General features: G+C 67.0%; 12 protein-coding genes and 2 pseudogenes. 5 read left to right on the top strand and 9 right to left on the bottom strand.

Annotated features, from left to right (window positions below; all coding sequences use genetic code 11):
* Positions 1–871: 871 nt before the first annotated feature.
* From AC5WRT_RS38145 to AC5WRT_RS38130, 4 genes are all read right to left on the bottom strand, one after another.
* Positions 872–1,243 carry a glutamate synthase-related protein gene (locus AC5WRT_RS38145; protein WP_496101062.1) on the bottom strand — a complete coding sequence of 124 codons (372 nt, stop codon included), beginning with the start codon at positions 1,241–1,243 and terminating at the stop codon, positions 872–874.
* A gap of 113 nt (positions 1,244–1,356) precedes the next feature.
* Complete coding sequence (locus AC5WRT_RS38140) at positions 1,357–1,719, bottom strand: hypothetical protein (protein WP_496101061.1); 363 nt, start codon at positions 1,717–1,719, stop codon at positions 1,357–1,359.
* 978 nt (positions 1,720–2,697) lie between these two features.
* On the bottom strand, positions 2,698–3,609 hold the full coding sequence (locus AC5WRT_RS38135; protein ID WP_496093924.1) for an NAD(P)H-binding protein: 912 nt from the start codon (positions 3,607–3,609) through the stop codon (positions 2,698–2,700).
* 224 nt (positions 3,610–3,833) lie between these two features.
* Positions 3,834–5,207 (bottom strand): carboxypeptidase regulatory-like domain-containing protein, encoded by a 1,374-nt coding sequence (locus AC5WRT_RS38130; RefSeq protein ID WP_496093925.1) that lies wholly within the window; start codon positions 5,205–5,207, stop codon positions 3,834–3,836.
* 291 nt (positions 5,208–5,498) lie between these two features.
* Here AC5WRT_RS38130 and AC5WRT_RS38125 point away from each other — a divergent pair, with 291 nt between their 5' ends.
* The gene (locus tag AC5WRT_RS38125; protein ID WP_496093926.1) at positions 5,499–6,068 is read left to right on the top strand and encodes a TetR/AcrR family transcriptional regulator; all 570 of its coding nucleotides are present in this window, start codon (positions 5,499–5,501) and stop codon (positions 6,066–6,068) included.
* A 401-nt stretch (positions 6,069–6,469) separates the two neighbouring features.
* Here the strand turns inward: AC5WRT_RS38125 and AC5WRT_RS38120 are convergent, their stop codons facing one another.
* The 3 genes from AC5WRT_RS38120 to AC5WRT_RS38110 all read right to left on the bottom strand — a co-directional run bounded on the left by AC5WRT_RS38120 (position 6,470) and on the right by AC5WRT_RS38110 (position 7,756).
* Positions 6,470–6,823 (bottom strand): HIT family protein, encoded by a 354-nt coding sequence (locus AC5WRT_RS38120; protein ID WP_496093927.1) that lies wholly within the window; start codon positions 6,821–6,823, stop codon positions 6,470–6,472.
* 322 nt (positions 6,824–7,145) lie between these two features.
* Positions 7,146–7,553, bottom strand: coding sequence for a helix-turn-helix domain-containing protein (locus AC5WRT_RS38115; protein WP_496093928.1), 408 nt, complete (start codon positions 7,551–7,553; stop codon positions 7,146–7,148).
* A gap of 50 nt (positions 7,554–7,603) precedes the next feature.
* Entirely contained in the window at positions 7,604–7,756 is a 153-nt protein-coding gene (locus AC5WRT_RS38110) for a transposase (protein WP_496093929.1), read from the bottom strand.
* 155 nt (positions 7,757–7,911) lie between these two features.
* Here AC5WRT_RS38110 and AC5WRT_RS38105 point away from each other — a divergent pair, with 155 nt between their 5' ends.
* Both AC5WRT_RS38105 and AC5WRT_RS38100 read left to right on the top strand, forming a co-directional pair.
* Positions 7,912–8,661, top strand: a complete 750-nt coding sequence (locus AC5WRT_RS38105; RefSeq protein ID WP_496093930.1) for a response regulator transcription factor — start codon at positions 7,912–7,914, stop codon at positions 8,659–8,661.
* Entirely contained in the window at positions 8,658–10,280 is a 1,623-nt protein-coding gene (locus AC5WRT_RS38100; protein WP_496093931.1) for a HAMP domain-containing sensor histidine kinase, read from the top strand. Before AC5WRT_RS38105 ends, AC5WRT_RS38100 begins: the two co-directional genes overlap by 4 nt.
* A gap of 302 nt (positions 10,281–10,582) precedes the next feature.
* On the opposite strand, the gene AC5WRT_RS38095 is transcribed toward AC5WRT_RS38100, so the two are convergent.
* Complete coding sequence (locus tag AC5WRT_RS38095) at positions 10,583–11,107, bottom strand: MarR family winged helix-turn-helix transcriptional regulator (RefSeq protein ID WP_496093932.1); 525 nt, start codon at positions 11,105–11,107, stop codon at positions 10,583–10,585.
* 4 nt (positions 11,108–11,111) lie between these two features.
* Here AC5WRT_RS38095 and AC5WRT_RS38090 point away from each other — a divergent pair, with 4 nt between their 5' ends.
* Positions 11,112–12,008, top strand: coding sequence for an alpha/beta hydrolase (locus AC5WRT_RS38090; protein ID WP_496093933.1), 897 nt, complete (start codon positions 11,112–11,114; stop codon positions 12,006–12,008).
* 236 nt (positions 12,009–12,244) lie between these two features.
* Positions 12,245–12,832: pseudogene (locus tag AC5WRT_RS38085) on the top strand (transposase family protein); the annotation flags it as partial.
* A 22-nt stretch (positions 12,833–12,854) separates the two neighbouring features.
* Here AC5WRT_RS38085 and AC5WRT_RS38080 read toward each other — a convergent pair.
* Positions 12,855–13,460 (bottom strand): annotated as a pseudogene (locus AC5WRT_RS38080) (IS5 family transposase); the annotation flags it as partial.
* Between the last annotated feature and the right edge of the window lie 128 nt (positions 13,461–13,588).

Raw genomic sequence — 13,588 nt, 5'->3', positions numbered from 1 at the left:
GTACTGGATGTACGTGGGTTTGTGCCCGGTGCGGCGAGTGGGGGCACCTCCCATGCCCTTGAGGCGGTGGGGGAGCGTGCCGGGCGTCGCGACGGGGCGAACGTCGCCTGTTGCGGCACTAGATACGGCCCGGACACACGTTGGTGGGACAGCCCGTCCAAGACCGTCCCACCATGCCAGACCCACGCTACGCTCCCCAGCTCTGACTGACTCACCGCCACCACACCATGCCCGCTTTGGCGCTGCCATGCTGGGCCGTGGCGGACGACGTTCAGCGGGAATACTCCGCGAGCTCAAATTTCCATCTGCCGATGGAGTCACAGTGCAGGCACCGTATTTCGGTCCAAGCCTGGTCAAGAATGAGGTGCTTGCGTCGTCCACGTTCGGCGGGTGTCTCTGCCCGTTCGGCGGCGATCCGCCGAGCCTGTTGCCGGGTCCCTGGCGTTGTCGACCAGGTAGAAGCACCGAATTATACGATCCGGGGCAACGTGGTAGCGGAATCCGATCAACCAGATGACGGTGTCAACCATTGTCGGCTCATCGGCTTCAACGAGGGGATGCGTGAATGGCATTTCATGTCAGCGACTCTCCTGGCCGACTGCCAGCCACGCTGAAAGCCAGGGCTCCAGTCCGTCTGTGAATGTTTGGCCTGGCTCATACTTCGGAGAGTCGAGATCGGTGGTGGCGCACTCCGGGATGCGCGTGTGACAAGACGAGGAAGGTTGGGACTCAGCTGGCGTAGAGCTCAGGGCACTGTCAGTACCGCTCATCGTGCAAAACACCGCCGGTTTCTATCAGGAGCTAAATACCAACACCATCAGTGTTCGCTGTGCATCGCGTAATCTAGTGAGCGGTCCTTGCGCAGTCAGCATCAAGTGGTGAGCTGGGCTTTCTGCCTGGTGTGCCGCGTCGAGTTCGCGCAGCACGCGGTAGGCATGGATGAGGAGCTTGCGGCCTCACCGCGAGCTGGTGGCGCTCGTCCAGCCTCAATGACGGGGGCGGGGTTCTGGCCACGATGAGACTCCCTCTCCTCCGCATGGGACCGGGCAGTGACCAGGTCTACACGCCGGCGCACGTGCGCTGGCACAATCAGCGGGTTCAATGCGGCCGGCGAAGCGATGATCTTGCGCCGTGGCGACTGGAAGCGGTGGACTCGCGCCGATGTTCCGTGGACGTTCGATGCGCTGGCGCGGCGCGGGTCCTGCGTGGCGAGGCCGGCGGGGCAGGTGTTGGTGTGGCAGATATGCGCTGGATGCGTTCGACGGCGAGGGGTGGAGCGCTGGGCGGCTTGTGGCGCTGCCGGTTGCTCGGGCTGTGATGCTGGGGTGGGGAGTTCGCGTTGACGGGCACCCCGGGTCAGTCGACGTGTCCGAACTCCGTGAGCTGGTCCCAGACCCAGGGGTAGAAGCGGTCGAAGCGGTCGAAGCGGTCGAAGCGGTCGAAGCGGTCGAAGCGGTCGAAGCGGTCGTAGGCGTAGCGGCCGCAGTGCCCGTCCGAGGGCTTCCCGTGGTGGCGGTAGCCCTCACTCCTGACTCCGCCGTACCCGCCGTGGTTCCAGCCGGTGGCTCCCGTCCCCGCAACCACACCTGATTGGGCGGGGGTGGGCGTGTCCGCCGGGAAGGCGGCCGCACTCGCCGAACCGCTGGAAGCGAAGAGAGCACCTGCGGCGACTGCAAGAGACGCAGTCGCGATCCCGATGCGATGTGCGAGCTTTTCCATGATCATTTCTCCTTGTTTTATCGATCGCTAACAGGAATCACTATGGATCGGAAAAGGGCGGGGAGCATCGCACGATCGAGTGATTGGTCGGCGTGCGACTCGCCGCCCTTCTCCGAGGCGTCCCTTTCGGGCTTGACCGCAGAAAGATCGACTCAGGCAGATCCCTGTGCGCGCCGTCGAATGTCTCGTCGCCAACGCACGGTCACCAGCAAGGAGGAGTTACTCGCGACAGGGGAGGGAACGGTCGGACCGATCACCAGATCATGTGATGCGTCTCAGTTCCTTGCCGTGCCATTCTGGCCAGGCAGAAAACCAGTAGCCACGGTCCCCTCGCCCGCGCGGATGTCGGGTGTGTCCGGCAGCTCTTGCGGGACTGAAGTGCGGGCGACGGCCAGCTCGCTGTCCGTGCCGTCTAGGACTTCGAGTCGCCGGTAGGAACCGAGCCCTCCGCACGAATGAACGGGCGCAGATGAGCGATCAGACGAAAGTGATGGTCCTGGGAGTGATCGCACTCGTCCTCGGTGTCAGCCTTGTTCTCGTACTGCAGCATGCCTGTACGCACTGATGGACGGCGCTCCCGAGGCTCGCCCGGGCCTTCCTGAGGGGACGCCTTGGGCGTACGCCGTATTCGCCCCCTTCTATTTGCGTGCGGCAGGGACTGGTTGGGGGCCGCCCGGATCCGCCGGGAGCTGGCCGGACACGGAATCGCGGTCCTCAATGCGAATCTCGCCGGCATCGAGGAGCCCGGGGCGACTTCGCCGGCAGCAGGTTCAGCTCCGACGATCTCCTGCGCGCGGCCGACCGCCTGCGTGAGCACTTGGCGGCACCATCGACTGTCGTGCGTCCCGCCACCCTGTAGGCCGCACCTTGGACCGCGGCATCAGCGGCTTTGCGATCCCCAATAGACCGTCCGGCGCAACCCGACTCACCCCGCTCCATGCACAGCCCGACGACCGTCTCACCACACAGGGCACCGCCTTAGCTTCGCTTCCGCCTCAACTCAGCGGTACCCCGGGCGGTGTTCGGCGCGGGCCACCAGGCTGCGTTCGAGATCGGGGTCGCCGGTGAGCCGGTGAGTCGAGGAACCACGTCGGTGACCACGGAAACCTCGCCCCTCTCGATCGCCTGATACCACGAGATCCAGGTCTCGATCTGTTCCCCGCTCATGCCCAGTCGCCATCGCCGCGCGAAGGCTTCCTCGAGGGTCTCGGGTTCGTAGCGGTAGGGCAGACCGGTGGCCGCGGCGATCCGGGTGACAGCTTCGTCGAGAGTCAGGGCCTCGGGCCCGGTGATCTCCAGGGTCGCCCCGTCGTGCTCGGAGCGGGGACCGTCCTCGATGGCGACGGCCGTGATCACGTCGGCGATGTCCTCGTGGGTGACGAAGGCGGCCCGGCCTGTCGGCGCAGGGCCGCTTACGACAAGTTCCTCGTTGGCGAGGGCGGCAGGCGTCGCCGCGTAGAAGCCCGCCCGGAGCACTGTGTGGCGGATCCCGGTTCCTGCCAGGAACTGTTCCGTCAGCCACTGGTCACGGGCGTTGAGGTAGGTGGCGGTGGGCGCCGCGCTGACGAGGGACACATACAGGACCCGGCCCACGCCGACCGCGATCGCGGCCTCGACCGCGGTGGCGTGTTCTTCCAGCCGGCGACCCGTACGGTGTCCGGAGACCAGGATGAGGGTCGACGCGCCCTCGAGCGCCCTGCGCATGTCTGCGGCGTCGGCGTAGGCGGCCGGACCGCGTCGCTGGGCGCCTGGCAGTTCGGGCATGCGGTCGGGACTACGTCCGACGAGGAGTTGCGGGACGCCGTGGTCGGCGAGTCGGGCCGCGATCCGGCTGCCGAGCGCACCGGTCACCCCGGTGACCGCCACCGTGGCGTGATTCTTGTCAGACATGTGTTTCCCTCCAGCCCGGGCCGCTGCCGATCCCGGCGTTCTTGTTTTCCGCTTGCGTCCAGTAAAGAGAGCGATGGTTTCGGCCGCATCCTCCGGCCGTGCGACGGCGCCGGGGGCCACCGCCACGCGGCGCGGCGACTTCCCGGGAGACCAAGATCGTCGCGGTGTGTATCGAGCAGGGCACATCGACCTCGTCGGTCCCGGCTGGCCCCATCCGTGTGGTCTCAGGATCCGTGTCTCGCGTGTCCGAGGTCGAGGCGCTGAGCGCCCGCGCGGACTGACGTGCCGTTGCGCCGGTCGTGCAGGGTGAAGTCGGCCCGGACGGCCACCCCGGACTGCAGCAGCTTCTGGTGGACGAGGGGGTCCCGGCCGGGGTGCGAGACGACGACGCTGATGTATCCCTCGGGCAGTCCGGTCACGGCGTACTCGCCGCGCGCGTTCGTCGTGGTCCGCACCAACTGCCGGCCACCGGAGTCCATGACGGTCACCGCGGCATGGCGGACGGGCTGCTGTTCGCCGTCGTAGACGGTGCCCTCCAGCATCGGCAACGGCTCGCCGAAGTGGTGGGGGTGGACCGGTAGCGCGGTGGGTGTGGGCGTCTCCAGGGAGGGGTCCTCCACCGGCGGTTCCGGTACGTCCTCCTGCTCGTCCTCCGCCCCCCGTCGTACGGTCGTGCGGTGGTGCCGCCACGCGTCGAGGGCCATCAGCGCCACACCCGCCGTGATCCACGCGCACAGGACGAGGACCGGCCTGAGCACCCCCGCGTTGTCGAAGTACAGGACTCCCCGCAGGCCGTCGACCGCGTTGCCCAGCGGCATGACGGCGTGCAGGGCCTGGAAGAACGCCGGCAGCAGCTGGACGGGGACCAGGCCGCTGGAGGGAACGCTCAGCACGACGTACAGGCCCAGACCCGCCAGGGGGAAGAAGTGCTTGACGAAGGGCGCCATGCCGAGGGAGAACGTGGCCACGGCCGTGGTGAGCAGGAAGGCGATCGCCAGGGCCGAGGGGTCGTTGGGGAAGAAGCCCAGTCCCACGCCGACCAGGAAACCCACGGCGCTGAAGAGGCCGGCGGCGCCCGCGACCGTGATGAGCTTGTTGCGCCGGTTGAAGGTCACCGCCCGCAGCAGGGTCGTGGCGAGTATGTAGCCGGGGACGTTCCAGGCGATCCCGAAGTAGACCAGGGTCGCGCCGGACCCGTCCTTGCTGACCGTGGGGGCTACGTCCGTGACGGTGAGCTTCTGGTGGTTGTGCGCCGCGAGCTGGGTGAAGCCCTTGGTCAGCGCCTGCTCGAGGGACGCGCCGTTGGCCTTGGCCACGTAGAGCACGGCATGTCTGCCCGTGGCGGCGAAGCCTGCCGCGGCGTCCCGGTCCAGCACCGCCCGGCGGGCTGCCCGGGCGTCCGGGACGGCGGTGACGTCGAACCCGCCGGGATGCTGCCGCTGCAGTGCGGTCTCGACCCTGTATTCCACCGCGGGATCGGCGATCACGAGCTTGGCGTGGTGGGGCTGTGGCTGGTGGAAGGCCATGGGGAAGCTGAACAGCAGGCCGAGGAAGAGCACTGCCGGGATCGTGAGGGTCTCGACGAGGACTCTGGCCACGGATATGCCCCGGGGACGCGCGATCCGGTGTTTCACAGGACCACCCCCTGGCCGCCACGGCGGGCCATGCCGCAGAGACCGCGGCACACTCGGCCGACCGGATCCCCGGTCACCACTTGGCCGCCTCTCCGGTACCGGTGGTCCCTCACTGTTCGCGATCCAACCAGTTTCACGGCGCCTCCCTCGGCTGTGCCGCGCCTGACCGTCGCCATGGCGCCACCTCGATTAACGTACCGATCGGCACATTTACGTCTGCTGGACCTTACGCGTACCGGTCGGTACAGTCAAAGCGTGCCTCGCCCCGTCAACGCCGAGAAGCGCGCCGAGCTGCTGAAGCAGGTGGTGAACCACCTCCAGCACCACGGCGTCGCGCAGATGTCGCTGAGTCCGCTCGCCGAGTCGATCGGCACCACCAAGCGCATGCTTCTGTACTACTTCGGCAGCCGTGAGAACCTGCTGGCCCAGGCGCTGGCCGCTTGCCGTCCCGACGCGCACGCGATGTTCGACGACGTCCGCGACAGCGCGGGGCTGCGCAAGGCGGCTCATGCCCTGTGGGAGGCGATGACCGTCGGGGAGCAGTCCGGGCCGGTCCGCATGCTGCTGCAGCTGCTCAGCCTGGCCGCCACCGATCCCGAGCAGTACGGCGACATCGCGGCCGAGACCGTCGAGGTCATGATCGGCCCCATCGCCGCGGCTTACGTCCGGCTGGGTCACCCGCCACAGCAGGCTCGGACAGCGGCCACGCTCCTCGTCTCCGGCCTGCGCGGTCTGTGCCAGGACCGCTTGGTGACCCATGACGTCGCCCGCACCGACGCGGCCGCCCGCCGCCTCATCAGGGACGCGGTCACGACGGCCGACTGAGCCTGCGCCCCCGACCACTTCGGGGTCTCGGTGTCACCCCGGCACTCGCGAAGCAGGGCTGGCAGTCCGGTCCTGCGGGTTACTCCATGGATGGCGCCCCGCTTGATGGCGCAGCCGATCAAGACCAGGGCGTACGACCTGCAGATCACCGCCTTGGCTGTGTGGTGGCATCGTCCGGTGGTCGGGAGCCACTTCGAGCCGAGTTGCATGTACACGGAGAGGTACATGCCGTTGCAGTAAGTTCATGACAGTGTCCACGGACGAGGGTTCGCACTGCCCGCGGCGCACACACCAAGGCGGGTGAGTATCGCGCCGGATCCCCGATGCACCCATCGCAGCCACTCTCGGAAGAGAGAGGTACGACCTGAGGAGATCCGGGTGCCGGTCTTTTCCCGGGCGGCTCAAGCTCCCTCCTGCAATGCCTTCCTGAGGGCGGCAGCTCGAGCAAATCGCACGTCGCGTGGTGCTTCACGCACTGCCGGGTCCGGCATCCGAAACCCGTCGTCATCGAACCGGGGGACGACATGAACGTGCACGTGATGAAGCATTTGACCTGGGATGTGGTTGTTCTGCGTCACCGTGCTCCCGACAGCCCCATAGGCGTCCTTCACCGCCGAGGTCACTCTTGCTGTCACCTCGAAGATCTCATGCAGGAGATCAGTTGGTACGTCATGCAGGTCGGTCACGTGCGGCACAGGCAGGACAAGGGCGTGACCAGGCACCAGCACGACCGTGGCGGCGTCGGGGTAGTCCACGGTCAGCAGGTGCTCGACCTCGTGTGCCCAGTCGACCCTGGTCCGGCGGGGCCGGGCGTCCACGCGCCGCCATCCGCGCAGTGGCTCGGCCCAGCAGAAGATCGAGCAGGTCCCCGAGCGGACGTACTCGTTGTCCTTCGCCGGTCACGCCCCGGCCGCGCGGGAAGCGGATCGCGGACGTGGCCGAGCAGCTGGTACGGCTTCTCGTCCATGCACACCACCGGGCGGGCGGGGTCGAGGGGGCGGCGGTAGACCGCGAGGACGTCCTCCATCGCCGCGGCGAAGGCCGCATTCGCAGCGGGCGGGATGGTCCAGCACTTCTTCACGTGAGGACGCAGTTCCGTTTTTTTAACACCCGGCCGATCGTGGAGTGGTCCAGATCCGGGATGTCCTCGATCAGCGCGACATGTTTCTCCAGCAGTCGCAGCGACCACCGGGCATGTCCCTCGGGCGGCGTCGAGCAGGCGAGCGCGATCAGCCTCGCCTCGACCTCGCCGGTCACCGGGGAGGGCACCGGCGGGCATGCGCGTTCCTTCCGGCCGACCGTGGCCCACACATCGCCGCCGGTCTCCGCGTACCGCTTCGAGATCAGGCGGACCGACTCGCACGAGACCCCGACCCGGTCCGCGATCACCGCCCGCGGATCGACCTCGCCGACCGACGTGTCCGACGCGAGCAGCACCCGTGCCCGCCTGATCATCGACGCGCTGCGGACCCCCGTCGTCGTCACGCGCACCAACGCCAGACGACCCAGCAGGTCTGTCCGGAGCCGAACCCAAGCTACAGCGGCAGCAGTTGCCAGCTGATGTCGTTGTAGAGCACGCACAGGATGCTCTGCAGGCACAACCGGTCATCCACGGGCTTCGGACCGGGTGCCTTCTTGGGCCCGGACGGCAGCGACGGCTCGATCAGCGTCCACAAGTCGTCGTCCACGATCCACAGTCGGTTCCCCACACCCCGCGAACGGCGGAAAGCTCCTACAAGTCACGCCTCGCCAGCGCACGTCCACAAGATCGTGTGACGAGCTCTTAGCTGAACCACAGGAACTCGAAAGAGTCCTCTCAGGCAGTCTCGACAGGGTGTGCACCATGTCCACGATTTCGCCCAAGGGGCGCACCGACATAGTGAGGCCGGACGGGACCCCTGTTCGGGTGCTCGTGGTGGATGATGATCCGCCCATGCTCGAGTTGCTTACCACCGCTTTGGGATACGAGGGCTGGACAATCCGCGGTGCACAGGACGGGCAGGGCGCGATCAAGGCTGCACGGGACTTCCGGCCAGGCGCGGCGGTGCCGGACGTGAAGCTGCCCGACACGGACGGACCGGACGTGCTGACGCCGCTCCGCGGCGAGCTGCCCGAGGTGCTGATTCTGCTGCTCAGCTCCACGAGCCAAGAGGACCCCGAGGAGCGCCTCGCTGGGCTGGTGGCCAGTAGCGACGGTTACATCACTTGGCCTTTCAGCCCGGAGAAAGTCGTCGCTCGCCTTGGCGAATTGATGCGGCAGGCTGGGGTCGTCGACCCGTGTCACGACTCCGTACTCGTCGTAGGGGACCTCGCTCTGAACGAGGACAGCCATGTGGCCACCCGCGGCGGCGACCGCATCCACTTGACGTCCACTGAGTTCGAGCTGCTCCGCTTCCTCATGCGTCATGCAGAGGAGGTGCTCAGCGAGGCGCTGATCCTCGGCAGTGTGTGGGCCTACGACTTCCACAGTCAGGCAAATTTGGTGAAACGTTATATTTCGTACCTGCGGCGCAAGCTTGACACCGGGCGCGAGCCGATGATTCACGCGCGGGACGGTGACGGCTTCCTGATCACTTCGGCTGCACGCTCATGAGCAGGCAGCGTGGAGTGCGGACAACGCGAACAGGACGTCCTCGAACGCTGCGGACCCGGCTCGTACTGGCATCAGTAGCGCTGATAGCAGTCGTCTGCGCGGTGATCGGCACTGTAACCACGCTGGCTCTCCGGTCACATCTGTACGGGCAGCTCAACGATCAACTCAAGGAAGTTGCTGCACGGGCTTCCGGCATGCCGATGCCACCTGGGGCAACGACTCACGGCCACGGTCCTGGCGGTGGGCCCGGAGATCCGGATCAGAAAATCGGACTGGCCCGGTTTGTCACCGGACCGCAGCCGAACGGCACCATCGCCGCAAGGCTCCAGAACGGCTCCATCACCGAAGCAAAGGTCGGCCACAAGGCCAAGGACGACAACGGTATCCCCTGGATAAATGCCGAGTCGCTGAACACCAGGCAGATCGCAAGACTGAGCACTTTGCCACGTGACCACTCCATGCACGTCACCGACATTCCCGGTCTCGGCACATACAGCGTCATGTACACCACGGGGCCGAAGGGGACCTACTACGTGGCCATTCCGACCACGGACGCCGACAACACGATCAACACTCTCATCCTCGCCGAAGTAAGCGTCACCGCCGCTGGCCTGATCGCCGCGTCCCTGGCTGGCACCGTCATCGTCGGCATCGCCACCCGCCCGCTGCGCAGGGTCGCAGCCACTGCCACCCGCGTCTCCGAACTCCCTCTGCATTCAGGCGAGGTCAACCTCAACGAACGCGTCCCGCAGTCCGAGTGCGACCCACACAGTGAGGTCGGCCAGGTCGGCGTCGCACTCAACCGGATGCTCGACCACGTACACGGCGCCCTTCACGCCCGCCAGGAGAGCGAGATGCGAGTCCGACAATTCGTCGCGGACGCCAGCCATGAACTACGCACCCCGCTGACGTCCATCCGCGGTTACGCCGAACTCACCCGTCGGGCTGCGGAACCGACCGGGCCGAACACCCGGCACGCACTGACACGCATCGAGTCCGAGGCAGGGCGCATGAGCCTGCTCGTCGAGGACCTGCTGCTGCTCGCCCGCCTGGACGCCGGCCGACCACTGCAATTCGAACCCACTGACCTGGTGCCACTGACCATCGATGCTGTCAGCGATGCCCGCGCAGCCGGAACGAACCACATCTGGCGACTCGAACTCACCGACGAACCCGCACCGGTGTCGGCCGACGCCACCCGGCTCCAGCAGATACTGGTCAATCTGCTCGCCAACGCCTGCAACCACACACCGTCCGGCACAACCGTCACCGCCCGAGTACGCCGGGACAACCAATGGCTATGCCTCGACATCGAGGACAACGGACCGGGCATCCCACCCGACCTGCTCCCGCACGTTTTCGAGCGATTCGCGCGAGGCGACTCAGCGCGCTCCAGGACCACCGGCTCGACCGGCCTTGGACTCGCCATCGTGCAGGCCGTGGCGACCGCGCACAGCGGTGCAGTCACTGTCGACAGCGTGCCCGGACGGACAGTGTTCACCGTCTATCTGCCCGTGCTCCCGTCCGCCGCCGCGCCGCCGACACCTGCAATCGACTCACACTCGCAGGCAGGTCCGGGTCTGTACGGTCTTCGGTGTAACTCCCGATCATGGAAGTAGCACCTGATGAGCGACGTGACTGTCTCTGCCGAGGCGGTTGAAGAGCGCTCTGGTGAGGGCCGTGACGATGTGACGGGCGGCGAAGACCGCCACGGCGAGTACGAGGGTGAGGCGTTGGGGCAGGCGCAGGGTGGCCAGGCCCATCGTCGGCCCGCCGACGATCAGGCCGACGGCCGTGACGAGCAGCCCTGCGTGGGAGACACTGGCGCCGAGGGGGCGATGTCCGGGAGGAGTCCGGTGATGTCGGGGAGGACAACGAGGGTGGCGCCGCTGTGCCGGCCTCGCTCAAGCGTGGACTGCGCTCAGCCGGCAGGTGTGCCGATCTTGTCCTGTTCGAGTGCGGTGCAGAGTTGTCGCAGTGCCTGCGCTGTGGCGTGCAGCTGCGCGGGGTCGAGGATCGCTTGGATGAGTCCGTTGACGGTCGCGAACGTGTTCTCCGCGTCGGTGACAAGCTCGGTGCCGGCGTCGGTGAGTTCGAGCAGTGAGGAGCGGCGGTCTGCGGGGTTGGGGATGCGCCTGACCCATCCATGGCCTTCGAGGCGGTCTATCCCCTTGCTGGTCGCCCCGATGCCGACGGCGAAGAACGCCGCGAGGTCGCCGACGCGGGCGCCCGGGTGATCGCGCAGATAGTGGAGGAACTCGAACTGTGATGCCGCGATCCCGTGGCGGCTGCGCAGCTGATCGTTGAGCGCGTTGTACAGGCGTGTCTCGCACCGCACCAGATCGCTGAAGAAAGTCGCAGTCGCCCCGGCGCCGCCTTTAGATGCCGCGGCATATACATTACCTTCCACGGCATATAGTTTAGCGGCATGCACCTGAAGGGGCACACCTATGAGCAGGGCACAACGCGCGACGGTTGACGTGATGCTGCGGCGGGGCCGGCAGGGCTTCCGCCCACTGCCCGTCGAGCAGATGCGCAGCGATTTTGCGGCGCTGATGGCGCTGTTCCCGGTCCCGGAGGTACGCACGTCCGACACCGTGCTCGGCGAGCGGCCCGTGGTACTGGTCGAACCGGAAGGCGAGACACGTGCGGGCACCATCCTGTACTTCCACGGCGGCTCGTTCTCCCTCGGATCACCGCGGACGGCGATGGGGCTGACCGCCAGCCTGGTCACCCGCACCGGATTCCGTGCGCTGTCGCTCGACTACCGGCTCGCGCCCGAACACCCGTTCCCCGCCGCGATCGAGGACTGCCTCGCCGCGTACCGGGCGCTGCTCGACGACGCGGTCAACCCGGAATCCATCGCGTTCGCCGGAGACTCGGCCGGTGGTGGCCTGACCATAACGACCACGCTCGCCGCCAAAAAGGCCGGACTGCCCATGCCCGGCGCCGTCGTCGCGTTCTCACCCGGCCTCGACCACACCCGCTCAGGCGCCAGCATGGACACCAAGGCCGGAATCGACCCCTTCTTCACCCGCGAGGGCATGGCCCACACCGGCGACATGTACCTCGGCGGGCAGGACCCGAACCAGGAACTGCTCGCGCCGGCCGTCCTGGCCGACCTGACCGGCTTCCCGCCCCTACTGCTGCAGGTCGGCACGAACGAACTGCTGCTCGACGACTCGGTGCGCCTCGCCGAACGAGCCCGGGACGCCGAGGTCGACGTGATCCTGGACGTCACGGCCAAAGTACCGCACGTGTTCCAGTCCTTCATCGGCCAACTCGACGAAGCCGACCAAGCCCTCGACCGCGCCGCCCTGTTCGTCACCCAGCACCTCAGCGCCTGAGGGAGAACCCCAGAGGACGACAGGGCGGCCAGAGGCACGCTCTCCTGCGGCCGTCAGGGCGATGTCGACCACGGCAGCGACCTGGCCAGGCCCAGGAGCTACGCCGCCCGCCCCACCCTCGACTGCGCTACGTCCAGCGCATGCGGGTCTGTCAAACGAACGGCTCTGTTCCGTAGTCGGTGGTGACGGCAGGCGACGGGCATCGTTGATGTCATACGCGTGATGTCAACTCCCTTGTGGCAACGGTGTTTTCAGGGCTGTCGGCGCTGGTCATCGATGATGTGGCGGACGATGGTGAGGTGATCCGGGTCTTGGCCCGGACCCGGGATGTTCCCGTTCCCTGCCCGATGTGCGGGGTGCTGACGGGGAAGGTGCACGGATACCATGGCCGGACGGTGGGGGATGTGCCGGTGGATGGCCGCCGCGTCGTGATATGTCTACGGATTCGGCGCCTGGTCTGTCCGGTTCTGGGCTGTCGACGGCAGACCTTCCGCGAGCAAGTCCCCCGCCTGCAACGTCGCACCACGCGTCTGACCAGCCAGGTCTCGGGAGTGGTCAAGGAGTTATGCGGCCGGGCGGCCGCTCGGCTCACGTCCCTGCTGGCAGTTCCGGTCTCCCGTGCAACTGCTCTGCGTCTGCTGCGGCGTATCCCCATCCCGACGGTCACAGTCCCGCGGGTGATCGGGGTCGACGACTTTGCCCCGCGTCGGCGCCACCGCTATGCGACGATCGTCATCGACGCCGAAACGGGCCGGCGCGTCGACGTGCTGCCCGACCGCGAGGCCGCCACATCGACCGCCTGGTTGCGCTCTCGTCCTGAGGTCTAGGGCCTGTGTGAGGTCGTGATCAGTGAGTCGCCTTCCGTAGGTCGTTGATCCAGATCATTGAGGCACGGAGGTGGAGGCCGGCGAGGTAGCTCTCGGGCGACTTGTCGTATCGAGTGGCGATGCCCCGCCATGCCTTTAACTTGTTGATGAGCCGCTCGACTGTGTTTCTCTCCTTGTAGAGGCCGGTGTCGTGGCTGACGGGCCGGCCGCCCCCGGAGCCCTTCCTCTTCCGGTTGGCGGCCTGGTCCTTCTTCTCCGGGATGACTGCTTTGATGCTGCGTTTTCGCAGGTAAGAGCGGTTGGCGCGGGACGAGTAGGCCTTGTCCGCGGCGACAGCGCCGGGCCGGGTTCGAGGCCGGCCGGCAGGCAGACGGACCCGTATCTTCTGCAGCACGGGGACGAACTGCGGGCTGTCGGCGGCCTGTCCTGCGGTCAGTACGAGTGACAGCGAACGGCACTTGCGGTCTGCTGCGAGATGAATCTCGCTCGTCAGTCCGCCGCGGGATCTGCCGAGCAGGGCTTGGTTCAAGCGGAGCTTGCGCCGTCGCCTGATGCGCCGTCGCTCTTCCTGCTCGGGGTCGTCCCTGCCGTCCTGTCCGTTCTGTTCCGGCGGGCCGCCCCTTTTTGCCGGGCCCGCTCCTGAAAGTCAGCATTGGGTCAGCATTCGTCCGGCCAAAGCGGCCTTAAGATGCCCACACGTTGGAAACGCGAACGCCCTTGGAGGTGTCCGTGCGGCAGCATCCGATGGCCTAG

This window comes from Streptomyces sp. NTD91, from assembly GCF_059510455.1.
This window is presented reverse-complemented; position numbering and strand designations above follow the sequence as displayed.